Origin of the sequence: Proteus cibi, assembly GCF_003144405.1 — a bacterium.
Classification (GTDB): domain Bacteria; phylum Pseudomonadota; class Gammaproteobacteria; order Enterobacterales; family Enterobacteriaceae; genus Proteus; species Proteus cibi.
In genome coordinates this window covers 43,166-67,208 of the sequence record NZ_PENW01000008.1, presented here as the reverse complement: position 1 = coordinate 67,208, position 24,043 = coordinate 43,166, and the positions used below count along the sequence as shown (strand labels likewise).

At 32.6% G+C, this 24,043-nt stretch carries 26 protein-coding genes; 10 read left to right on the top strand and 16 right to left on the bottom strand.

The features are described 5' to 3' along the window. Positions 1–7: 7 nt before the first annotated feature. The 3 genes from DK865_RS02955 to DK865_RS02945 form a co-directional block, all read right to left on the bottom strand. Entirely contained in the window at positions 8–964 is a 957-nt protein-coding gene (locus DK865_RS02955) for a DMT family transporter (protein WP_036912815.1), read from the bottom strand. Between the two features lie 130 nt (positions 965–1,094). After that, positions 1,095–1,832 (bottom strand): glutamine amidotransferase, encoded by a 738-nt coding sequence (locus tag DK865_RS02950; RefSeq protein ID WP_006532984.1) that lies wholly within the window; start codon positions 1,830–1,832, stop codon positions 1,095–1,097. A gap of 27 nt (positions 1,833–1,859) precedes the next feature. Continuing rightward, the gene (locus DK865_RS02945; protein ID WP_023581937.1) at positions 1,860–3,080 is read right to left on the bottom strand and encodes a PfkB family carbohydrate kinase; all 1,221 of its coding nucleotides are present in this window, start codon (positions 3,078–3,080) and stop codon (positions 1,860–1,862) included. 957 nt (positions 3,081–4,037) lie between these two features. Here DK865_RS02945 and DK865_RS02940 point away from each other — a divergent pair. After that, positions 4,038–4,529, top strand: coding sequence for a DUF4822 domain-containing protein (locus DK865_RS02940; RefSeq protein ID WP_109391157.1), 492 nt, complete (start codon positions 4,038–4,040; stop codon positions 4,527–4,529). Between the two features lie 126 nt (positions 4,530–4,655). On the opposite strand, the gene DK865_RS02935 is transcribed toward DK865_RS02940, so the two are convergent. Continuing rightward, positions 4,656–5,792 carry an AAA family ATPase gene (locus DK865_RS02935; protein WP_023581934.1) on the bottom strand — a complete coding sequence of 379 codons (1,137 nt, stop codon included), beginning with the start codon at positions 5,790–5,792 and terminating at the stop codon, positions 4,656–4,658. Then, complete coding sequence (locus DK865_RS02930) at positions 5,789–6,493, bottom strand: RNA ligase family protein (protein WP_023581933.1); 705 nt, start codon at positions 6,491–6,493, stop codon at positions 5,789–5,791. The genes DK865_RS02935 and DK865_RS02930 overlap by 4 nt, the downstream gene beginning before the upstream one ends. 613 nt (positions 6,494–7,106) lie before the next feature. Between DK865_RS02930 and DK865_RS02925 the strand changes: the two genes are divergently transcribed. Together DK865_RS02925 and DK865_RS02920 are read left to right on the top strand one after the other, a co-directional pair. Further along, positions 7,107–7,364 (top strand): hypothetical protein, encoded by a 258-nt coding sequence (locus DK865_RS02925; RefSeq protein ID WP_109391156.1) that lies wholly within the window; start codon positions 7,107–7,109, stop codon positions 7,362–7,364. A gap of 110 nt (positions 7,365–7,474) precedes the next feature. Then, complete coding sequence (locus tag DK865_RS02920; protein WP_023581932.1) at positions 7,475–8,167, top strand: XRE family transcriptional regulator; 693 nt, start codon at positions 7,475–7,477, stop codon at positions 8,165–8,167. A 20-nt stretch (positions 8,168–8,187) separates the two neighbouring features. Here the strand turns inward: DK865_RS02920 and DK865_RS02915 are convergent, their stop codons facing one another. The 4 genes from DK865_RS02915 to DK865_RS02900 form a co-directional block, all read right to left on the bottom strand. Continuing rightward, positions 8,188–8,814: an ABC transporter ATP-binding protein gene (locus DK865_RS02915; RefSeq protein WP_023581931.1), complete on the bottom strand. Its 627-nt coding sequence runs from the start codon at positions 8,812–8,814 to the stop codon at positions 8,188–8,190. Beyond that, a complete protein-coding gene (locus DK865_RS02910; protein ID WP_109391155.1) occupies positions 8,808–9,584 on the bottom strand; it encodes an ABC transporter permease in 777 nt (258 codons plus the stop codon). Before DK865_RS02910 ends, DK865_RS02915 begins: the two co-directional genes overlap by 7 nt. A 100-nt stretch (positions 9,585–9,684) precedes the next feature. After that, a complete protein-coding gene (gene modA, locus DK865_RS02905; RefSeq protein WP_036912808.1) occupies positions 9,685–10,440 on the bottom strand; it encodes a molybdate ABC transporter substrate-binding protein in 756 nt (251 codons plus the stop codon). 243 nt (positions 10,441–10,683) lie between these two features. Further along, entirely contained in the window at positions 10,684–11,667 is a 984-nt protein-coding gene (locus tag DK865_RS02900; RefSeq protein WP_023581929.1) for a sugar-binding transcriptional regulator, read from the bottom strand. Between the two features lie 371 nt (positions 11,668–12,038). On the opposite strand from DK865_RS02900, the gene cutA reads away from it, so the two are divergent. Both cutA and sra read left to right on the top strand, forming a co-directional pair. Continuing rightward, a complete protein-coding gene (gene cutA, locus DK865_RS02895; RefSeq protein ID WP_109391154.1) occupies positions 12,039–12,347 on the top strand; it encodes a divalent-cation tolerance protein CutA in 309 nt (102 codons plus the stop codon). 311 nt (positions 12,348–12,658) lie between these two features. Continuing rightward, positions 12,659–12,892, top strand: coding sequence for a stationary-phase-induced ribosome-associated protein (gene sra / locus DK865_RS02890; protein WP_036912805.1), 234 nt, complete (start codon positions 12,659–12,661; stop codon positions 12,890–12,892). A gap of 126 nt (positions 12,893–13,018) precedes the next feature. Here sra and DK865_RS02885 read toward each other — a convergent pair whose 3' ends face one another. Then, entirely contained in the window at positions 13,019–14,071 is a 1,053-nt protein-coding gene (locus tag DK865_RS02885; protein WP_109391153.1) for a DNA polymerase beta superfamily protein, read from the bottom strand. After that, positions 14,055–14,834 (bottom strand): nucleotidyltransferase domain-containing protein, encoded by a 780-nt coding sequence (locus DK865_RS02880; RefSeq protein ID WP_109391152.1) that lies wholly within the window; start codon positions 14,832–14,834, stop codon positions 14,055–14,057. Before DK865_RS02880 ends, DK865_RS02885 begins: the two co-directional genes overlap by 17 nt. 144 nt (positions 14,835–14,978) lie before the next feature. On the opposite strand from DK865_RS02880, the gene DK865_RS02875 reads away from it, so the two are divergent. Then, positions 14,979–15,575, top strand: a complete 597-nt coding sequence (locus tag DK865_RS02875; RefSeq protein ID WP_023581925.1) for a hypothetical protein — start codon at positions 14,979–14,981, stop codon at positions 15,573–15,575. A 393-nt stretch (positions 15,576–15,968) separates the two neighbouring features. Here DK865_RS02875 and DK865_RS02870 read toward each other — a convergent pair whose 3' ends face one another. The 4 genes from DK865_RS02870 to DK865_RS02855 are packed head-to-tail and all read right to left on the bottom strand — an operon-like array spanning position 15,969 to position 17,450. Continuing rightward, entirely contained in the window at positions 15,969–16,463 is a 495-nt protein-coding gene (locus tag DK865_RS02870) for a hypothetical protein (protein ID WP_109391151.1), read from the bottom strand. Then, positions 16,463–16,807: a M15 family metallopeptidase gene (locus DK865_RS02865; RefSeq protein ID WP_020945794.1), complete on the bottom strand. Its 345-nt coding sequence runs from the start codon at positions 16,805–16,807 to the stop codon at positions 16,463–16,465. Before DK865_RS02865 ends, DK865_RS02870 begins: the two co-directional genes overlap by 1 nt. Before the next feature lie 2 nt (positions 16,808–16,809). Beyond that, entirely contained in the window at positions 16,810–17,082 is a 273-nt protein-coding gene (locus tag DK865_RS02860) for a phage holin family protein (protein WP_109391150.1), read from the bottom strand. Continuing rightward, positions 17,079–17,450: a putative holin gene (locus tag DK865_RS02855; RefSeq protein WP_109391149.1), complete on the bottom strand. Its 372-nt coding sequence runs from the start codon at positions 17,448–17,450 to the stop codon at positions 17,079–17,081. Before DK865_RS02855 ends, DK865_RS02860 begins: the two co-directional genes overlap by 4 nt. A gap of 186 nt (positions 17,451–17,636) precedes the next feature. On the opposite strand from DK865_RS02855, the gene DK865_RS02850 reads away from it, so the two are divergent. Together DK865_RS02850 and DK865_RS02845 are read left to right on the top strand one after the other, a co-directional pair. Beyond that, positions 17,637–19,496 (top strand): acyltransferase family protein, encoded by a 1,860-nt coding sequence (locus tag DK865_RS02850; protein WP_109391148.1) that lies wholly within the window; start codon positions 17,637–17,639, stop codon positions 19,494–19,496. 77 nt (positions 19,497–19,573) lie between these two features. Continuing rightward, positions 19,574–20,503: an acyltransferase family protein gene (locus tag DK865_RS02845; RefSeq protein WP_109391147.1), complete on the top strand. Its 930-nt coding sequence runs from the start codon at positions 19,574–19,576 to the stop codon at positions 20,501–20,503. A 33-nt stretch (positions 20,504–20,536) separates the two neighbouring features. Here DK865_RS02845 and DK865_RS02840 read toward each other — a convergent pair whose 3' ends face one another. Next, on the bottom strand, positions 20,537–22,921 hold the full coding sequence (locus DK865_RS02840) for a hypothetical protein (protein WP_109391146.1): 2,385 nt from the start codon (positions 22,919–22,921) through the stop codon (positions 20,537–20,539). A gap of 173 nt (positions 22,922–23,094) precedes the next feature. Here DK865_RS02840 and DK865_RS02835 point away from each other — a divergent pair, with 173 nt between their 5' ends. Beyond that, on the top strand, positions 23,095–23,376 hold the full coding sequence (locus tag DK865_RS02835; RefSeq protein ID WP_109391145.1) for a hypothetical protein: 282 nt from the start codon (positions 23,095–23,097) through the stop codon (positions 23,374–23,376). A 156-nt stretch (positions 23,377–23,532) separates the two neighbouring features. Further along, positions 23,533–24,024 (top strand): hypothetical protein, encoded by a 492-nt coding sequence (locus DK865_RS02830; protein WP_109391144.1) that lies wholly within the window; start codon positions 23,533–23,535, stop codon positions 24,022–24,024. Positions 24,025–24,043 lie beyond the last annotated feature (19 nt).

Sequence of the window (24,043 nt, the reverse complement as noted above, 5' to 3'; positions counted from 1 at the left end):
GATACTCCTACGCTTTTGCTGACTTAGTCGCTCTAAATTCAGGGATTGTGGTTACAATCGCACCCACTAACGCAAATAATGTACCGATGATCGTCACTAAATAAACGGTATTGCCTAAAGAAGGTAATAACAAATCAATTAAGACAGAACCTAACAATTGACCTGCTGTTGAAGCAACACCCAACATCAGTAAGCCTAAACCACGCACTAAAATAGCCATTAATGCGATAGACATAAGCCCTAAAGGACCACCTAAATACATCCACCAAGTACCTGGTAATTCAAGAGTGATATGACCTAATGCCATACGAACAATAAGAGCAATCGTTAAAACAGTGAAACCAACAATAAAGTTCCAAGTGATAGACACCATCATAGAACCTGTTGCTTCTGCAACTTTAGCGTTACCAGCTGGCTGCCAACCGGCTAATAAACCAGCAAGGAAAGGCAAGATTGCTAAGTAAATAAATGAGGTTGAGTGCCATTGCGGAGAAACTACAAATAAAGTTGCAACCACCGCTAACACCGCACCTAATACACGATATGGCGTGAAATATTTTTTCTCATCAACACCCACACCAAAGCGATCACATAATAAGCCTGATAATAAGAGTGCTGAAATTAATGCGGTTTGGAAGGTTGCGATCCCTAATGCACTCGCAGAAGCGCCTTCAGAGAAAACAACCATGGCACCACAAAGACCCGCAAACCAGTTCCATAATGGAATTTTTCGCGTTTTAATTAAACTTGGAATTGAAGCAAATTGTTGGCGATACTGTTTTTTCGACATGATGATAAAAAACATTACCACTAAACCACTGGCAAAAGAGATAACTGCACTCGCATTACCATCTTTTAAAACATGCCCTAACTGCCCATTCACCGCAGACTGCATTGGTGATAGCATACCTGCTAACACAGTTGCTAACATCAGCAAGGGTGTTGATAAATTTTTTGTACTCATAAGATGTTCCTTTTGGATTATTGGCTATGAGTGATTTCTTTTTTTATTTTTCAAGTAATCGGTTTTTTATTAGCGCAGAGCGGCAACTCTGCGCTTTTTTACTTTTTATGACAGTTATTCTTAATTCAAATTAACGGGCAATTTGTTTAAGAATGTTGACCCACATATCGGCATAATGAGGCCATGCTAAAAACTCTTTACTCCCCCAGTGAGGAGAACAGTCACTCATAAAGCAACCTGTTTTTCCTTTCTCAAATTGACCAAACACCAGTAATGGATCTTCGCCAATATTTAATACAGTTTCTGTATTCTCTTTAGCTGAAACTTTGTTATAGCCAAGGAACATAGGCCATTCACCAAAACCTTTTACTGATGCATGCTCAGCATTTACCGCACTTGCAAATACACCTTCAGGTGCTTCTACGCGATCGTCACCATCCAACATTTCAACAGGCAGAACTTCTGCAAGTAATGTATTTTTGTAGTTTGCTTTAGCTTCAATACCCATAAATGACAGGTAACCACCAATCATTAATAAGCCACCGCCATTAACGACGAACTCTTTAATTAACCCTAATGCGTTAGGAATAACCTTCATGTTATAGAAAGTATCGTTTTGCAGAAGGAACGTATTTGCACCAATATCACTAATAACAATGACATCGTATTTAGCCAATGCTTCAGCCGTTTGTGGGAATGCAACCTGAACGGTATGAGCAGGCATATAATCAACTTCAACACCCTTTTCTCTTAAGCAACTTAATAAGAACGTTGAACCTTCTTCATATTTGCTGGAAGTGAAACTGTCGTAGCCTTTGGAGTGGATCATATGAATGTGCCATGACTCACCAATAAATAAGATTTTCATTTTTATTCCTCTTTCAAAAAAGATTATTTATTCAGGGGATTGGGTGACAATCTGTGAATATGTTGTTTGATTGATGCGATGCATGACATTAATATCTTCAGGCATTTCTGAAGCATTACTCGTCTCAACAGCTAATGATGAAAAAGCTGATGCATAGCGTAACGCATAAGAAAACTGCTTTCCTTTTGCCAACGAGGCAGCGAGCGCACCATTAAAGGCATCGCCTGCCCCTGCCGTATTTTTTACAACTGCCGGATATGCCGGCGAATAAATATACTTATATCCGTCATAAGCTAACGAACCTTTACTACCCAGCGTAATAACCACCTTATTTACGCCTTGTTGATAAATAGAAACTGCAGCATTTTTTGCAGATTCTAAATCGAGTACTTCTATTCCTGATAATAAACTGGCTTCTGTTTCATTAGGTGTTAATACATCTATCATTGGAAGTAGTTCATTAACTATTTTGTTATAAGGCGCTGGATTAAGAATAATAGGGATATTATTTTCGTTTCCAATAGCAATAATTTCTTTTAATGCTTCAATATTTGTTTCTAATTGAAGTAAAATTATATCTGCATCAATAATTTTATCCTTTTGGATTTTCACTTCATCAGCAGAAATATCCATATTAGAGCCAGAGTAAATAGAAATAATATTTTCCCCACTCTCTTCCGAAACAAAAATAGATGCAGTTCCTGTTTGGTAATTTTCCGTTTGATATATTGTTGATGTTTTTATTCTTGATGACGATATAAAGTTAACTGCATAATCACTAAATTGATCCGTCCCTATCTTCGTAATAAAATGTACCTGTGCATCAGCATAACTCGCTGCCAATGCTTGGTTACAGCCTTTACCTCCTGGTGAGAAGATAAATTTGTTTGATAATAAGGATTCCCCGGCTTCTGGCAATCTTGGAAGATAACTAATCATATCAACATTAAATGAACCCAGTACGCACACCTTATTTATAGCTGTCTTATTTGCTAAATCGTTTTTATCAATTTGATCATTGCATTCTAGAAATTGTATAATTTCTTTTTTAGCCACTTTATCTAAAGTTTCAAATTCTATAAAAGCGCCACCATGGCATCTTTTTATAATTCCTTTTTCTGCTAGTGTATTTAAATCTGATCGTATTGTTTCTTTGGTAACATCAAGTTCTTTAGCTAAAACAGAAACTTTTACTGCACCATTACCTTTAATCAGATTAATTATTTTTTTATGACGTTCTGCTTTCATTTAATGTTACCTCTATGGCAACAACTTTAGTTTATTAGTTGTTATGGGATTGTGATTACAATCATATGTTATTTATTAAAAGCAAAAAAAAGCAGAAATACAAAAATAAAAAACAAAAAGAAACAGAAATAAACAATGATAATAGTAAGATTATTTAATAAGTTAATTTTTGAATTATTCTTTTGTTTAGAAAACAACGAATAAATTTATCATGTTGTTTTACTTTATTAATATAAATAAATTTAATATTGTTTTTTATTTTTATACGGAAAATAATATTATTAATTTACATATAAAAATGAAATTTACTTTTATAAATAAGATATTACAAAAAAATCATTTTGTATCACGATAAACTATCCGTAATAGTGCTTAAATAAAATACAATCCAATTGAATCGAGCAATGCATTAATTATTTTTATCATCTCTGATTTTTAAAACGCATTTACCATAAAGAATTTTTAATCATTAAACACCAAAGAAAACGTTACCTTTTCACTAAAGAACATAAATTACTTAAGTAATGCAAAAGCAATGCTTAAAACACACTCAGTTTTCATCTTTCGTTTTTGTGATCTAAATAACATTTAGTTAAATAAAAACGTCATCATCTTTGTCTATTTAGCTCACCAATGAGTCAATCTTTGAGTTCATATTGTAAATTAAGAAAGATTTTCATCTATTTTTTGTGCTATCTATAAATATGATTTGTTTTTTTAATCACGCCATTCATAGCGATTACGTCCAGGGTAAGAATAAAAGCAGATAATAACACTGATAAATACATGATATTCGATATTTTAAACCAGTTACTTTTGTCAAAAAGTCTTTTTTTAGAAACATTTAGACATACTTATTTCCTCGCACTTTACCCATTTTATACTTAAATTTATTCATACCGTCAGACATAACATAAATCACTGACAAAAAGCACAACGTAAAATAAGGATATATCAATGAAAATAAAATCACTTATCGCAATCTCATTATTAAGCGCTAGCTTTTCTCTTTTTGCTGCAGAGACTTCATCAACTGCTACTAATACTCAAACTCAAGGTGTTATTCAGGCTCAAAAAGAACTTAACAACTATGAGAAAATCATGATAGAAAAAGTGTGGATAACAACTGACGCTATCGATGAAAAAGGAAATAAAACATCTCCAGATAATGCTCAAGTGAGCAACTATTTTGGACTTGCAGAATACTATCCTAATGGCACATTTATTATGTTTACGCCAGAAGGTAAACAAAAGATGCAAGGTGACTGGTCAATGTCAGACGATGGCAAAATACGCACCTTAGTTGCCAAAGATACTGAAGGTAAAACACTGTTCACCCGTGATGTAGAAAATATTACAGTTAAAAGTGATGAGTATACCTATCGTATTTATCCAAATGCTGATGATCGTAATGTCTATTTCGATATTATCCATCATGTTAAAAAGTAATTGAACACGTTGTTTTGCCTGCGAATTAATCCTATTCAATAAATAAAAAAGGGTTACTTATTTTTATAAGTAACCCTCATTTTATTTTATAACCAACTTATTATTTCACTGAAATTAACCAAATAATTAAAATATGGTCTGAGATTGACCTTCAATCCAATAAATCACTTTGTGCGCTTCTTCTGGTGTTGGTACTTCCAATTTACTCAACATACGTTCCATTACTTTAGCTGGCACAGCTTCGTTTCTTGCATTATTTTGCCTTTGCCATTGCGCATAAGGGACTTCAATATATACCAACGTAATTTTTGCATTATAACGATAAAACAAAGAGATAAGTTGATCTCGCATTTTTCTTGTTATATTGGTGGCATTCCAAACAAAAGGTTTATGCTCTCGTAAATAAATACGCGCTTGTTCTTTTGCTTGCTGTGCTATCCAACCATTAGCATCTCTGTTATCAGGTTTAATATTATGCTGACGACGGAGATCATCTAAACTCACAATCGGAAGATCTGCACAATGTTGGCGAATAAAGGTATCTTTTCCCATACCAGGTAATCCACATAACACCGTAACTTCACTTCCTTTTTCAGGATAAGGCTCATAATTACAATCTGTACTATTTTCTGTATAAAAATAGTGAAAGCGAGCATCATCTGATGGAAATGGCGCAGTCTTACGCCAACAATTTAGCTCTTCACAATAAAGTGTAAATAATGCAATCTTATCGAAAAGTGCCTGTGCATCTTCACAATCTCGCCCTAGAACATCGGCTTTAGCTAATAATGCCAACAAATAGCAATCTACTCTTAATGATGCAGCAAGTAGTGCTTTTTTAGGATCAGGTTTATCCATTACCCACAAAGGTAATCCATGAAAGCGGACTAAAGCTGCGATCTGCTCTCTATCAGCAAAGCTTAAAGGGACTTTTTCATACAGAAAAAGACGCGTTGTTAATTCACCTTTACGTGCATGACCCGGTGAAATAATACGCCCCTCTTCTTCCCGTGTTGTAGAACGTTTTTCTACATCATGAAATAGCGCCGAGATCCATAAAATTTGCTGTTCTCTTTCAGTTAACGTCGTATATTCTGGCAATGATTTAACTGAATTGATAACTCTTTGTGTATGTATTGCCACATCACCTTCTGCATGATGAATAGGATCTTGCAGAACACCAGCCATATCACTTATTTCGTCATACAGTTCACAGAGATGTTCCCATGACATTTCAGTGTGTAATTTCTTATGAAGCATCATTGAGACTCCTGTGTTTTTTCCCAAATTAAAGGGGCTCGTCGCCAATTTTTTTTCCAATGAACATCTGTTTTAACATGGTCTTTTCTAACATATTTAAAAACACGATGTGAAAAATCATCTAACGAAAATGACTGTGCATCCCGTGTAACAATTCCTTCCATCGGACTTGGTTTTTGCGTTAAAACATCATGCGATTGAAAAAAACTTGCCTGTTTGGCTTGTGAAACAATCCTATTTTCAAAATCAGTTTTATCCTGACATCTAGGCAATTTAATTTCTGGCACAGTTGGAAGATCAAATAAAGAAGCATAAAACTGCACTTCTTCCCAACTTAGCCATTTATCTTTATAACGAACTGCAAACACATAAAAGTATTCTTCTAAGCGCGCATATTCAATAGAATGAATGGCATATAGATTTTCACCGAAAATATCTAACTCACCTAAATCATTTTTCATCATTTGCCAACGTTGACGCAATTGAGATGTCCATGCTGATTGTGTTGGGGTTGCATGAGAGCGAGCAAAAACACCTATTTTATTTAGGCAATTATTTTCTCCATCTAGTTTTTCTGTATGGATAAGTTGTTTTATTTGGCAAATATCCTGCCACCATTGCGCATTTATACGATCGTCGTTTGTTGTGCCAGGTGAGAAAGGATAGTGATAGGTTCTATCATATTTTTGTGATTGATTATTCATTATTTAATACTCATTAAGTAACAGAAGATCGACCAAATTTAAAGAGAAATTCGGTAAGTTAATTTTTCTGTATTTGCACTATTCCTTCAGTGCCTTAATGCGTATTACATAATAACAACCTAAATAATCAAAAGAGAGAGGAAAATAAATTTAGACAGATACTACCTGTAAGTTTTCCAAAGAGCTAGAAAATTAATGCCATTTATTTTTGGGTTAATACTTATTGCAAGATAACGAAAATATACGTTAATGAGGATGTTAGATCAGATTTTCATTGGCTTGTTAATAAATAAAGCAAAAACCATCTCTACTTTAGCTTTTTACTTTCTTTTTAAGCATCAGTATTAATAACATTACAACAATTGAACAAACAAAAAACAATTCTATTTGTTTTCACAATATATTACAGCGTATTATTGCCTAATATTTGGATTATTTGCTTATAACACATTGCAAAAAAATACAAATAAACACTAGAAAAATTGTGATCACATACACCTTTTTGCATCATTAATGCTATTTAAGAGAAATAGAAACTGCTTTTTTATCAACAAATAGGTAATCTAGCAATCTGATTTTGATGACCAAACATGAATAGTTAAAAGGATATTTTATGTTTACTTCACAGCTCATGCTGGTCGGTTATGTGTTGTTGGTAAGTCCTTGTGGAAATGATTCTTGTGATGCAGTTCCTGTTACAGAAACAATTTATACTAAAGATGAATGCGCAACACGACTTAACTACTTAAAACAAAAAAGACCTGACCTTATTATTTTCTGTGGAGAAGTCTTAAGAGATCCTGAAGTTACTGATGAAAACCCTTATCTCACCCCACCAGATAGTGCAGACGACGTTTTCAAAATTAAGTAATTAATCTATTCATAATGTTATGATTAAGATAAAATACAATTTAATTTGTTTTCTTTTTACGATATACTCTTTGTACTTGAATATGTAAGGACACGTATTAGGAGTCACTAATGTCTATTGCGAAACGTACCAAAGATAAACGCATTGCGTTAGGTTTAACACAATCAGAACTTGCTACTTTAGCAAATACAACACAGCAATCCATAGAACAGCTAGAAAGTGGTAAAACTAAGCGTCCCCGTTTTTTACCTGAATTAGCAAAAGCATTAAATTGTGATTTAGCTTGGCTACTTGAAGGTGAAGAACAACCTAACGCGACTTCTGAAATTCCACCAGAGAATGAATGGCAACCTGTGAGTGAATGGGACAGTAATACCCCTTTAGGTGCTGATGAAGTGGAAATTCCCTATTTTAAAAGTATCGAACTCGCAGCGGGTGACGGTTGTTGTACTAACGAAGATCATAATGGATATAAATTGAGATTTTCAAAAAGCACATTACGCCGTTATGGTGCATCTTCTCAGAACGTTATTTGCTTTTCTGTTTATGGCGATAGTATGTCACCTGTTATTCCAAATGGCTCAACAGTCACTGTTGATACAGGTAACACACGTATTGTTGATGGCGGCATTTATGCTATCGAACAAGATGCCTTGTTTAGGATAAAACTACTCTATCGTCAACCGGGCGGTAAATTAATTATACGTAGTTACAATAAAGACGAATTTCCTGATGAAACAGCGGAAACTGATTCTGTAAAAATTATGGGACGTATTATCCATTGGTCAGTAATGGCTTGGTAATCAATAAACAAGATAAAATTTCATAGTATAAAGTTTTCAGTAACAACTTGTCCTTTAGACAATAAAACCGTTTTATCTGCTAGTGCTCTGATTTCACGAGGCTCATGAGTAACCATGATCATCGTTATTTCCTTAGATTTTAAGGAATCAATTAAATCCCAAAGCTGATGACGTGTTTCCCAATCCAAACTCGAAAAAGGTTCATCCAGTAGTAAAAGTTTGGGTTGGCTAATAAGCGCTCTTGCCAATGCGACACGTTGTTGCTCTCCTCCTGAAATTTGATGAGGATAACGCGTAGCAAGGTGCGCAATTCCCATTTGCTCTAATATTGCCTTTTCTCTTTCCTTACTTCGTTTCTGTTTTGCGCCATATTGTGCTAACCATAAATTTTGTATTACTGTCATAAACGGAAATAAATAAAGCCGTTGATTTAAGTATCGACAAGAACGTAACCATACCGGCTGTTCATTTATATTTTTATCTGCAAGGTAGATATCACCAGAGTATGAAATATATCCCGCAATCGCATTTAAAAGCGTTGTTTTACCACTTCCAGATGTACCGCTTATACCTAAACAGGTTCCTTTTTCTATATTCAACGAAACATCTTTTAATATACCCGTTGTTAATGAACGAATTTCTAGCATGATCTTTTCCTTTCTCGCTGTAAGCGATGTAACGCAAATAATAAAGTAATCGCAATGGCGATAAGAACAAGCGCACAGCCTATTGCCAGAGTAAAATCTCCACTAGCAATATTTAAATAAATCGCCATAGGCAACGTTTCTGTTTTTAATCTTGTTGCCCCCGCTAACATTAACGTTGCACCAAATTCACCTAATGCTCTAGAAAATGCGATGATACTTCCACTCATTAAAGCCGACCAACACAGTGGTATTTCAATCAAGAAAAATGTTTTGGTTGGTGTTAATCCTAAATTTTGTGCCGTTTGAATATAAGCGGGATCAACAGACTTAAAAGCAGAGAGGCTATTTCTCATAATAATCGCGCTGGCGACATAAGTTTGAGCAATAATAATACCCAAAGGTGAAAAGAGAGAGCGAGATAACTCAGGAAAAACGCCTGTTAAAGGACCTTGATTTCCTAACAATAATAATAAGCCGATACCGATAACTAATGGGGGAGTGACTAAAGGTAAATCTAATAACGCATCAATAAAACGATGCCCTTTAAACGGAATTCTTGCCATTGCCCATGCGGCAGGTACACCTAGGATAATTGCTAGACATAAAGAAGTTAACGCAGTACTGAGTGACATACCAATAGCAAAATGGAATTCAGGATCGGTAATAACTTGCATCAATTCAACATAAGAAAGTTGGCATATCAGTGCAATTAGCGATCCTAAGATCAGAAATAACAATAAAAAAAGTGGAATTAATGCCCATCGAAACACGTTATTTCCTTTTTTAAGATAGATAGTTATTTTGCTGTAATAATGAAAAAAGCCACCAGTGAGTTGGTGGCGAAAAAACACAATTTATGTGAGAAAAAATCTATGGTTTCGAAATTACAGGAAGAAAACCATAATCAGTAAAAGCCTTTATCCCTTCAGTGCGAGTAAAATAATCAGCAAGTAATTGTGCTTCTTTTGGATTTGCTGATGTTTTTAAAACAGCAAGTGTTGCCACTTCTTCTGGACTACCTTCAGGAACTGGAAGTAACACGAGTTTATCTTGATTTTTCATTGCATCTGCATATCCAATAATAGCGGCATCCACTTCCCCATTTAATAGATACATAAGCAATTGTTTAATGGTTGCAGTACGTACAACAACTTTATCTCGTAATTTATCCCCTTGACCTGATGCATCAATAAGTTGCTCGCCACTTTTTCCTAATGCGATAGCTTTGGCATCACCCATACCTAGTTTTAATGAACTATTAGCAAGATCTTCTAATGTTTTAATATCGCCTACTTTATCTTTACGCACAGCAATAACTGGAATATGACGAACAATAGAATATTGAGTAACGACTTGTCCTTCTTTATCTAACTTTTCCACATAATCTTGTGAACCAGGAAAGAATAAATCTCCCTGCTTAGTTAAATTAAAACGTGTTAATATTTGACCTGAGCCACCATATTCAATAGTAACTTTATTTCCTGTCTCTTTTTCAAATACACTCACAACTTGCTCTACAGGTTGTTTTAATCCCGCACCAGCATAAAGATGAAGCTCGGCTGCAAATGTATTATGACAAATTAATCCTAATGCTAATCCTAAACTAGCAAGCAATTGGCGTTTCATAAAATTGGTGATCCCAACCATCGTTATATAATTTTTTACATAATGAATGATGTCAGTGTTTAAGGCAAGAGGCTCATATTAAAAAAGATAAAAATGTAAGCAACTTATCATTTTTATCTTTTTCTTTATGTGTCAGCTTTACAAAAAAAATTATTCAAAATAAATACGTTATTAGTATCAGAGATAAATAGATCTTAAATCATCATTTGCCAACAAATCCTCGCTTTCACGAGGATTTTATTGCTAATTGTCTAGCTCTAATAATGCCAGCGCAGTCACTTCATCAATCACAATATCAGTGGCATAACCTCCTTTTATTGCCCCTATTGTTGCCTGAATATTTTCCACACCACCAGCAATAAAAAGTCGCTGTGTTATTTGTCTTAACTGAGCAAGGCTTATTCCCATTATCCTCAAGTCAATATCAGACACCAAAGGATTACCTTGCGCATCATAAAAACGTCCACAAATTACACCAACAGCACCCAAATCACGATATTGTGCCATCTCACTGCTCGTTAAAACCCCCGTGGTTACCAAAGGGTTATCATCAAATGTATTACCCACTACAAAAAGGGCTTTATTACACTGATTCAGCGCTGAAAAATTACGCCTAATAATAGGCTCTGCTTGAAGTTCCATTGCTAAACGCGCACTAGAAACCACCGCAGGCACATGCAAATTAATACTGCACCCTGACAACTTGTTTGCAATTAACGCAGCGGCTTCTGTTGTCTTAAAATCGGGTTGTGGCGCTACTGCACCTATCATTTGTAGTACTGTGATATTTTTTAATGACTTGGGTGGAAGATAATTACCCAATTTATAAATTGTTCGTCCCCAAGCAACACCGAGAATATCATCATCATTAATTATCTGAGAAAGATACATAGCCCCTGCTTTCGCTAATCTTTCTCTGTTCATATTTAAAGTATGTTGCGATTTATTCTTTTCTTCATCAGGTAAAATAAGCACATTATTAAGATCGAACTTTGCTTTTATTCTGATGGCATAATCAATCGTAGAAAATACTGATGAATCCAAGTTAATATTTACGAATCCTTTTTCTCTAGCTAGATGCAAATATTTCACGACGGTGACACGAGAAACACCCATAATATTTGCCACTTCACTTTGGCTGAGTCCGTCCTGATAGTAAAGCCACGCAGCATAGAGAACGGGATCATTATCAAATAAACTCGCGTTTTTTAGCGAATTATTATCCATTTTAAACCCCACAAATTTTTATAAATCTTATGACTAATTAGTTTATTTTATATTAGAGATATTATTGAAGATAAAAATGCTTTTAGGCAAATTAAGCCTTATAACACAAATAGATACATTTCATTAATCTACTAATAATATCGGCACCCTGATATTTTTCTTTACTACAAGAACCTTATAATACGTAAAAAGCCCTTAATAATGCCGTAAACAGTTCATATCGAGAAAGTTTTTTTTGAAAATACTGTTTTATTTCGCTAAAAATAAAAATATTAGTTTTAAGTTTTAAAAAGTTTTATTTTGATAAAATTAAAATCACCTATACCTTATTGTTACTATTAAAAATCAAATTAATTTTAAAAGGAAAAACCATGATAATTGCATACTCAACAGCACCAAATGAAACAATCGCTAATGAAATTGCTCACTACCTCATCAATAAAAAACTTGCTGCTTGTGTAAATTTAATACCGCAAGTTAAATCTATTTATCACTGGGATAATAAAATTATTGAAGATAATGAAATACTTATGATGATAAAATCCGAAAAAAGCAAACAACAAAACTTAATTGATACTCTTGTCAAAATACATCCTTATGATACTCCTGAAGTAATTATAATACCGATTAAAAATGGTTTTAAAGGTTATCTTAATTGGGTCCATGCTTCCTTGAATTAAATTAACGTTAAAATTTTAATGAAATCTCTTTTTTGATATTTTTTTCAAAGAAATGATAATTAGTTGTAAATTAGAGCATCTTGCATCATCTCAATTATGAGACAAATAACTTATTGTTAATATTAAACTAAATTTCTTATTTTTAATTATGACAAGTATTTTAAATACACTTTATCGGTGTGAGTTTTTTAAAATATATAAACAAAATAGTCTTTAATACTGAATTAATAAAGTTACTAACATCTTATTCTTTTTATTTTCTGTTATAATAGATAGGCTTTCTCTAAATTACATGAAAAAAGGAGTGAGTTGTGAAAACAAACAGAGTCGCAAGACGTATTTTAGGTTTACCTTATAATTTAAGTCGGTCTAAAAAGAAAGTGCGTTTTTCCATTATTGCCTCTACAAACGCTGAAAATATACCTGCTGAATTAAAAAATACAGCTAAAGTCTGTTTAAAACAGGATTTCAGAAAGAATGCAGAGCACAAGCGTATATATATGAAGTTAACAGATGCTTATCCAGAGTATCTTGCAACTAATTAATAGCTTTATACGCCAACGCTATTAATAAATATTTTCAGATTTAGTCTGTATACTTAAAATATTAAAAATAGCATATCCCTTACATTACGTAAGGGATATTAGTTTTCTGGGCTAATACATTTTCTACTATTTATAGAGCTCTTTTCTTATATTTATAAGAGCACTTTCTGCATATAAAGGCTCAATTTTATCTGGCAATAGACTTAGTTGAAATGAGCTTTTTATAGTCTTAATCAGAATTTCACTGCGCTCTAATAATTCATCATAACTAAACTTCCCTGCTTTAATTGCTAATAATTCATCTCTATTATCACACCAAACCTTCACTTTCCCTTCTTGTGCAATTCCTAATGCAATATAGAGCAATCTAAACGTATGCATCATATTCTTACTATCGTAACTTCTACCATGCTCGATGTTTTGTTGGTAACGAGCATCATTACGTTGTTCAACCCACTGCCAATATTCATGATATTGTTTACGATATGCGCTATAACCTTCTTTATTAAAACTAAGATAACCTTCTAGTTTTGCTGTTTTAGAAATACTACTTAGCAATACATCATTAGCATTCTCTTTTTTTATTATTCCTTGATAAGGCTCTTTATCATCATAATAAATGGTATAAAGATCTTGAGCATGGGTAAGTTTTGTTAACCCAATATGCTCTTGTTTCCAATGTCGATTTTCTAGCCACGTATTGATTAATATTGTTTTCCCATTTTCAATGACATAACAAAAATCGAGGATCGTTTTTAATTTTTTTTCGACTGGATTTACTATTTTTTTGTTTAGTCCTTGAGCTTTCTTAATTTGCCCTTGTGCATAGTGCACAAATGTTTGAACACACGTTTTAGACAAAAACCATTCTGGTTTTATCAATGACATTAAAGGATGCCGATAAATAACCATCTGCTCGGGAGAATTAAGTAACTCTAAAATATTAGGATTGGATGCACACAATAGTTCTATAAACCTTCCAAGTTCATAATAGACTATATCATTGGTTTCATTACTGACTTGTGGTATGTACTCCAACCCATAAAAAAGATCTTTAGGGAGATAAAAGACACCTTTAATATCTGTATCCGATGTTTCTGTCGCAAGATTATGAGAACGACTTCCAGCAATACTTTCAAATAAAAGGTAAGGTTTTATATCTTCAATAGTCAGTTTCATCTAATTTTTTCCTAAACCAATTATTTAAAATCTCATTATCAGGTACGATTCTTTTAGCTAATTGGACATTTGTCTCCTGCCATAAAAAAAATACGAGATGTTGCATCGCCTCTGTTGGAAACCAAGTAAAATGTTCATTTTTATCTGATTTAAATTCTACTAATCCTTTGATCGCTTTTTGTTCTTCAACAGTTAAAACGTTTATCAGCTTATCCAACTCCATAGGCGGAATATCGCCCGTTTTCACTGTCCAATAAGCAGATAAAAGAGAACGTAGCATATAGAACCATTTTTTTAATTTTATGGGCTCTGCACTCATTTCATTTTGAGGGTTATTTTCCGGAGAATAACCACTCACAACTTTAGCAATTCCTCTGTAATGGTGAACAATCACTTTGGGTTGATAATAGCGTTTTGCAAGCTCAAATAACTCTTTTTGAACATTAGGATATTGTTGATAAATGATTGGCGATTGGAGCCATTCTAATAATATACAGTTCGATTTACGTAATAAATGCAGTGCTTTTGTAATATCCCAAGCCCCTACATCAAACCAACTATTTTCTATCCATTCGAAGGTTTCTTTTGGCTTATCTATAGAAAGATAAGCATTGCGAGGACGTATAAAAATACCTCGTACATCATAATCACTATCTGTTGAAGCAAACCCCCAGGCTCGGCTACCACTTTCAGCAACATAAAGTAATTTAACTTGATGCTCTTGCTCTATTTGCGGTAACTTTTTTAATATCTCATTATGCATGATGTCCTTATCTCCTTATTGTTACTTTTTCACTAATTTATATTTTAATGCTAATATTCTATGGTTATAACACAGACATAAGCTAATACAAACTTGACTAATTTTTATTTTATCCATGTGAAATTAGGGCGTTTATAATTTAAGATGATAACCTCACAACAAGCACAAGATATCGTTCTTAATCACTGCCATTCATCACCTTACGATGAGCTATTTACTGTTTATTTTTGTGAGTTATCTCCTAAGCAAGATTTTTGGATAATCCGTTGTAACTCTGAACGTTATGTTATTTATAATCAATTAGAGCATTGTTATGTTGGTATAAATGCCTATTTAGTGGATACCTCTACGGGGAAAATTGATATCGTTGGTAGTGGAGAGAGTGTCGAGGATTTTTTACAAGATAAATATGATTTACAACGTGCTAATGGATATTTTTATGTTCTTTCACCTTCTTTTACCAAAGAGAATAAACAAGCTTTAATCAACTTTAAACAATGGCTAGCATGTGGATATAGCGAAATCATTTTATTACTCTCTTCTGATAAGAATAAATGGTTTACAGGTAGTTACCGAACATTGCAACATATACAAATTCAATTAAAAGCGGTAGAAATTGATACCAAGATTACTTTAATGGAAAAAACCGATGATGCAGTGGTTGTTGAGAGTAATATATGGTTTGAGAAAGACATTAAAGAGAGTTTAAATAAATATATAAATAAAAAACAAGTACTTTAATCCCATTGAGAATATGAACATTCTCTTTTTAATTTAAAAACGTTATGTTTTTTTTACAACTTATAAACCGACATTTATTTTCATCGAAAAATCAACTTATTATTTTTATTTTTATTTTTATTTTTATTTTTATTTTTATTTTTATTGAGTTTATTATTTACAAAAACAACCCAATTACTAAGTAATAAATGTGAAAATATATAAAAAAGCCACCAGTAACTTACTGATGGCTCTTGGTTTTTTAACCTTTATCAACTATTGCTGATAAACGGTAGTTTATTCCCACTCAATTATATTCTAGTAATTTAACTCACTGATAAATATAAATTATATTTAAATTAGATATCAACAACACCGTCACCGATACCGTCATTATGAAATCTGTCTACTTTTTCATCGGTAAGAATTGAGGAGTTTTTCCTTTGCTTCCAGCTCTGAAATACAAAGGTTGAGTGTTCTGGTGTTTTCATCTGCACGCTGAGCTTCACGCCCATATCGTTCAAGTGTTTCTCGTAGTTGTCGAGAAAGTTCACTGGCTTTGGCTTTCTCAATTCGGCAGGTATTGGTGTTATCGGTACTTGCAACTTCTGTTTGCGTGGTACTGGTTGAGAGCTGCATCCTGTCAAAGTGATTAAGAACACGATCAAGCAAAGCATCTGTGCGTATCGTATCATGCTGTTGTGCGTCATGATATATCTCCAACCTATTCTGCTGTTCATTGTCTGCGTGTTTACGCAGTTCAATATTTGTGGCCACATCCTTTTCATCTAATTGATTACCTGCAATCTGTTTATTCATTGCTCGGTTATCAAAATAAATACCGCCAGCAACAAAGCCAGCGGTAAAGGAAACAGCCAAAGCAATTAGCGCTATGACGGTTTTATTCATTAACGAACCCCATTGTGTTCTAATGAAAAATGATTACCGTCAGGACGAGTTTTAAAACGCCCGCCCCAACTTCCGCCCAATGATTCCCAATACTCACCCAGTTCTTTATAGTCGCTGGTGGCTGTAAGGTATTTTCCGTTAGCATCAAATAGGTTGAAATCGACTGCTAAACGTTGAGTATGCAGACTGTTGCTAATACCCGATCCTTTCTTTGCATTTAATTTAGCTTGTTCTTCGGTACGGTAAGCCTCACCAAACGTCAGTTTATATCCCTTCTGCTGAGCAAAAGTGATCAGCTTTGCAACCATACCTGTAAACGTATTTTGTTTATCAACTAATGACATATTCACCCCTTTATAAACTTGATGACATTGCCCTTACTGACCATCAATGTTGTGCAGATCAGGATATTGGCAAAGATGTTGTAGATATCAGCGTGATAACTAGGATCGAAGTAAGCGCGAATAGGTACGCTTGAAGAGTAAGCAAGAATGAGGAAAGCTAACCATCCACCTTTTTTACAGTGTTGTCTGCCGTCACGTTTAAAATAGAACACACGTAGAAATATGACGGTACAGATGATGGCATTAACAATAGTGAGCAATGTTTCGCATTTCATTGTTGCCCTCCTTGTTTCGGTATATCAGCCCTTCCATATGCTTTTACGCTTAACTTAACCACAAGCAAAGCGGAAACAAAAGCACCCACGGCATCGATATGTTCGATTTCGTATTGCTCAGGTTTCACACCGAAAAGACCAGTAACAGAAATAAAGATAGTTGCTGCGGGACTAAAGAATACAAGACCACAAACGAAGCTTAGAAAGGCTAATACCGATCTACGTTTAAAGCTATATTCAGTAGCAGCAGTGGTAAAGAAGATGGCCCCCAACAGTGAACCCATAACAACTTCTGCTGGAAGCCCTGCGAAGTAACCAAGAAAAGCAGTTGTGCCTATCCCAGCTTTTGTGTAGACATCTTCTTGCATGAGTGTAGTACCAGTGATTAATGAATAATCATGATACTACACAATTAATAAAATAAACAAAAATGCATAAAAGACATAAAGATCATGTTTTATGTTTAACATATAAAAATCATGAATATATAATACTGACCTATTTTTACATTAGTGGTAAAATTTCATAAATACTAAACTCAACCTTAGATTACTATGCAAAAAAAGAAATTTAGAACAGATATCAATGGAATGAGAGCAATTGCTGTCCTACTTGTTATCTTGTTTCACTTTGATAATTCACTAGCTCCAGCTGGTTTCATTGGCGTTGATATATTCTTCGTTATATCAGGCTATTTAATGACCTCTATTATTTTGACTGGTATTGAAAATAGCAGTTTTTCAATTGTTAAATTCTATTCAGCACGATGTAAAAGAATAATTCCAGCATTAATGCTTTTAATATTTATATTAGTGCTTCTATCTTATTTTTTGATTGAACCAAATGATTATAAAAAAATAGGTATTCATGCTCGTGACTCATTATTATTCATATCAAATATTACATATTTCAATGAGTCTGGGTATTTTGATGTTGAATCGATGGAGAAATTCTTACTCCATACATGGTCATTATCTGTTGAGTGGCAATTTTATTTAATATATCCATTAATAATATTAGCAATCAGTAAGATAACGACATCAAGTAACACTAGAAAGTCTTTAGTGTTTCTTTTTTTTGTTTCACTAATATTGTCTTCAGTCATAACAAAAATAGATCCAAGCCAAGCATATTACATGATACACACAAGAGCATGGGAAATGATGGCTGGTGGATTAGCATTTGCATATCCTGCAACAAAGGTTTCAGAAAAGAATAAAAAAATATTATTCTTTTTGTGCCTAATTATAATTATATTTGCTTCATATTTTTTTGATAGCAATACACCTTGGCCTAGTTTTTATGCATCAATTCCTGTAGTAGCAACAGCTATAATATTAGCTATAAATTATGAAAAAAATTTCATATTAAGTAATCCTATTTTTCAAAAAATTGGTTTATGGTCTTATTCTATTTATCTATTCCATTGGCCTTTACTTGTCATAACTAAAAAATTAAACTTAGAACTAAGTTTGATAATATACTTAACAATCACTTTTATCTTAGCTATTTCTTCATATTATTTGATAGAGAAAAGAAGACTGAAAATAGTATTTATTATTCCATTCTATATTATTATTCTTATTGCTTGCCAATATATTGCTAAAGATGGAGTAACACAAAGGATCGATAAAAAAACACAAGAATATAGCAAGAATTATAATTTTTACTACAATCCTTGGATGCTATATCGAAAGCAACAAAACGAAGTAATGTCTTTTAATGATAATAAAAATGGTAAGGAATATATCCTTACTGGAGATAGCTTTGCATTCATGTATGTTAATGCTATGAAAGATTATGGTATTAAATTTAATGTGTATGCGAATGAATCTTGTAATACATCAATGATAAACGGAGCATACAAAGGTAGTGATAATTGCCTTAAGATGAAAGGGTTATTAGATGATAGGTTGTCTAATAACAAAAGCTCTGATGTTATTATTTCCCAAAGATGGGATCTGTATTTCAAAAATATGAATTCAGAGAAAATAGAAAATGAAATAAAGTTATTTATGGATGTTTTAGTATCTAAAAACCCCAACAATACATACTATATATTAGGTACTTATCATCAACCTAGTTACAATCCATACACTTGTTTATTAAACACTCAAACAATGAATGATAATTTTTTATCTAGACTACTTAATAAAAATCAATGCGATGAGAGAGAAATTAAGAGTAAAGATGAATTTAAAGCAAGTGAAAATATTGACAAGCTATTACTAAAAGCATCATTGAATTATAAAAACATACATTATATTTCAATGAGAGAGAGCCAGTGTAATGATAAAGATTGCATTATAATCGAAAATGGTAATCCTATTATTGTTAGACCTCACTTAACAAAATTCGGTGCAGAAAAATTCACAAAAATAATAATGAACAACATATTAAGTACATCAAAATAATTTACATACATATAAAACAAACTCTTTATTTATATAACATAGGTAAAGAGTTTAATTAAATAAAAGAGAACATTAATATGCTTTCACGTAATGGAACCAATAATATAAAAGCTATTGCTATAATCTTAGTTATGTTTGGTCATTTAGTAACAACAAAAAGAATTAGTGTTGATTTTGACTTAAGGATGTTTGCAACGTTTAGTGTTGGTGCTTTTCTTGTTCTTTCTGGATATGGATTAACTCTATCTTATATTAAGAATGGGCTAAGTGGATTTATAAAAAAAAGATTACTTACTGTGGTGTACCCTTTCATTGTTATAAATATAATTTTCTATTTCTATTTCTTTGGAAAAATAAATACTTTTGATTTGTTAAAAACAATATTATTTATAAATCCAAAATTAAATATAGACCCTACAATGTGGTATGTATATTTTATTTTAATTTGGTACGTAATTTTCTTTATTATTTTTTCTTTAAAAATTAATATTAAAATTAAAATAGCTTGTTTGTTTTTTACATCAGCATTGATCTATAACATACCAGTAAATAGTGACTTCAAGGCAATTACAACTCAATTTCCATTACATTCATTTAGTTTTTCTTTAGGAGCTTTTCTAGCTTTACTAAAATTTGATGATAAAAATAAAATTAATTTTATTTTGTTATTATCTATTGTTATGTTTTTATTTATGTATAAAAATATAATAACTCCCTATCTAGTGAAAAAACAATTCTTATGCTCGATTTTATTTTCATTATCATTATTTCTATTTTTTATTATTTTTGAAGTAAAAAGTAAAATACTTGCATTTATATCTTCTATTTCGTACGAATCATATTTGATTGAAGGTGTAACATATAAAATAAAGTTTCATAACAATGAGGTGGTGAATTTGTTTGTTTATTTTTTAGTGACATTCTTTCTAGCTTATATAATTTCAATACTAATAAAAAAATCAATAAAATCAATAAAATCAATAAAATCAATAAAATCAATAAATTAAATCACACACAGAAATCTATGTGTGATTTATAATTTATAGCATTGCTATATAATTTATCTTAATTTCAATATCGGACTCCTGACTAATTGGGAGTCCGTCTATAGTCTTAGCTGTAAGCCTGAATTCATTAGCTCTTTTTATATCACAGTATGCTTTTACTTCTTTACCATAAATCATATCTACTGTAGTTATTATGATGTAATATGGCATTAATACTATTGGTGTTTTTATAAACACCTGTTCAGAAGAACTTCCTTTTTTTAAAACTAAAGAAGCCACTCCTGAAAATGAATAATCATATTTATTATTTTCTGACTTTATAACAATCTCTGTTGCATTTTTATTTGGAATCAATCCTGTAATTATTACAGAATCAGCTTGCTTACCTTTTGACGACTCTATCCAAATGGGCCGTTGTCCAGCTTTCTTAATTTGTAGTCCCGTTAAGTTAACCCCCCACCACAAATCAAATGAATCACTCCGTATTTTAATTGCGTGTTCAGTATTTTCACATTCAATTATTGAATTACTAAAATTAATAGTCCCTCCAGATAAGACTTTTGAGTTTAGTTGTGATGATATTGAACCTAAATCAATAACTCCTCTATAATTTAAACTGGGTTTATTAATAGATTTAATATAGATATTAGAAAAACTGAAATCACAACCTGACATTTCTCTAAAACCAATCGTTGGCTCTGATATATTACGTCCATTAGGATCTCCAAGTGACTCAATTATAGAACCAGATTTAATTGAGTTATGATTCCCTCCAGCAGTAACCCCTTGTATTCTACCTTCATATGAGCAATATTCAGCATTACCATGCCAGTCTGCCGCCAACTTTGAGTCTTTGCTAGTAGACAGTATTTCACCAGAAATATCACAGAATCTATTTACAATACTACCATCTTCATGATTACCTGAAATTGATACTCCATGCCTCTCTCCTGAAAACCGCCCTTTAAATGAAATACTTTGGCAATTAGCTATTCCTAAACCACTGTCCAAACCTAATGTTGCTTCACCAAAAATAGCCTGAGAATTATTAATTCCATTACCATAACAATTTACGCATCTACGTAATATAAATGATTGTGATGCTTGCTTTGTTTTTATTGATAAGCCTGAAAAATCAGAGTCATGTAATTGAATACATAATAAACCAACTGATTCTGGAGAATATGTATGCTCACCATCTAATTGAGGAAATTCAATAATAAAATCACCAGATATTTTTTTCTTTTCCATTTTTGGTTTAATTAACTTAGTTCCTGCAGGATATGTATCAAATATTCCACCTGTCAGAATAATTCTAGAGGTGCCAACGTCAGCAATAGTAACAGCCTCACCTTGACGATAATAATATCGATGATTGGAATATGAGAAATCTCGTGGGTTCCATAAAAAAATCACATCTCCTATAAATAGATTTGATGTATCATTTATAGATAAGAATGTTTGCCCTTTTTTTATTTCTACAGATGCTGTATCTAATAAAATACGTTCACTATCACCAATAACAATAGCAGGTGTTGCAGTGTTCATTTTTATTTTCACAGTACCATCAGTCAAAAGCTCATCACATTGAATATTCAGAGTTTCATCTAACACATAACTACCGCTAACAAACACCTTTTTCTCTGCTGGGAATTCCGCCCATTCTTTTAATGTATCAAAATCATCGCTGTATGCTATTTTGTCTAAACGTTCACCAACAAGATGATTTCGCCACTTGATATTATTTGCACCATTTCCTTTTAATAAATCCAGTAACACATCAGAAGCCGATCCACTCTCAGGTAAAACTGTTATTGGTTGACCATTATCATCAAACGCTAAAATTTTATTGGCGCGTTGTTCAGTGTTTGGTAACGCATTAATAGGCTTATCCTTTACCCTTAATGTCTTACTATCAATATCCTTAATACTGTTATCAACATAGTCTTTATTTACTGCATCAGCACCCAACTTAGGCGATGCTAAATTAGCAATACGATTTCCTTTTGCATCATAGTAGTTAGATAGATAGGTAGGTTTGCGTAGACTTAAAGAGAAAGTACCCAGTGCCTTTTGAATTAACATTGTTAGATAATCAAAGGCATCTTCATGTACTTCTGCAAAGAATTTCCCCTGATTGCGTAAGTCAGTTTCTTGTACAACAGGTAAGTCACGCTCTAATAATATCTTCCAGCCTTTAGCTAAAGGTTTATTTAAAACCACCTTACCGCCATGAAAAGAACCGGCTCCCACAATAGTGTAATCAGTACCATTCTTTAATGTTGTTTCATTGCCTTCGCTGTCAGCAACCACAACAATCAAATGTTTGCTTTCAAATATACGGAAACGAAAATCAAAATCCGTTGTTACGCCATTACCTACATACTCTTCATAGCTTAGTTCAGTAGATACCGTCATTGCTCATCTCCTCTGGTGTTAATGAGGACATGATACGTTCAACTATAAAATATATCCATATTTGGAATAATGGTTATCATTATTTGAATTAAATTAATCATTTGGGTGAACAATTCAATTGATTTGCGTTATTATAGTTTGTGTTACCATTTTCATTGTTGAGGATTTTTTTCATGGAAAAAAAATATAACTACCCTGCTCCAAATAATTCAGATGCTATTCACTGCAATAATGAAATAAAAAAATTACTGGCAGGTTCAGGACTATCAACACAGAGTGAATGTTCAAATTCAAGTATTGAAAAATTATTACGGCAAATGATGAATGATGGCCATGAAGTATCAGCACCATTAATTGAATTTATAGCAATGAGAAATTATATTGTTAAGACAATGAGAGGCAATGAAAATATCATTCCATTAATTGAATGTGTTTTAGCTGAACTTAAAAAGTGAAAGATTAAAGCACCGCTCAAGCGGTGCTATTTGTTACTTCATCTGCTCCTCAACTTGATTCAATAATGGTGACAAATAAAACAAGTTTTGGAAAGGTAATAGTTTGAGTAAAAATGGGTTAACATTGTGGTGTAAAAACTACATGGGTCAATCTAAATGAAAACAAAAAAATTTTTAATTTACTCACTTGTATTTGCATTAGGCGCAATTAGCTACCCACTTGTAAACATGGACTGGGAACAGATAAACAAGGATGAAAGCATCTTTCTAACTGATTCAAATGCTAATTTCTTTAAAGAATATGTAATACCACTTCCAGAAGATGAAAAACCGAATAACAATTACGATGTTTTCATCGCTTATAGTGATGATTCTAAAATAGAATTAAGTATTAAACTAAAAATGTTTACCCATGATGAAACAACTAATTTTTTAAAGTTTATCGCTAACAAACCTTCCTTAATGAAGGATTCATTACGTGAAATGTATTGTAAAAAACTAAATGGTGAACCTCTATTTCCAGACTCAACACTGTATCCATTCATAACCGCAAGAGAGAAAAATAAAAATATAATACTTAATTATTATGATAAATCAGGTGAAACGCTTATTTTTGGATTTGGTATATCCCCATTAAATTGTATATAAAAGCCGATACATATCGGCT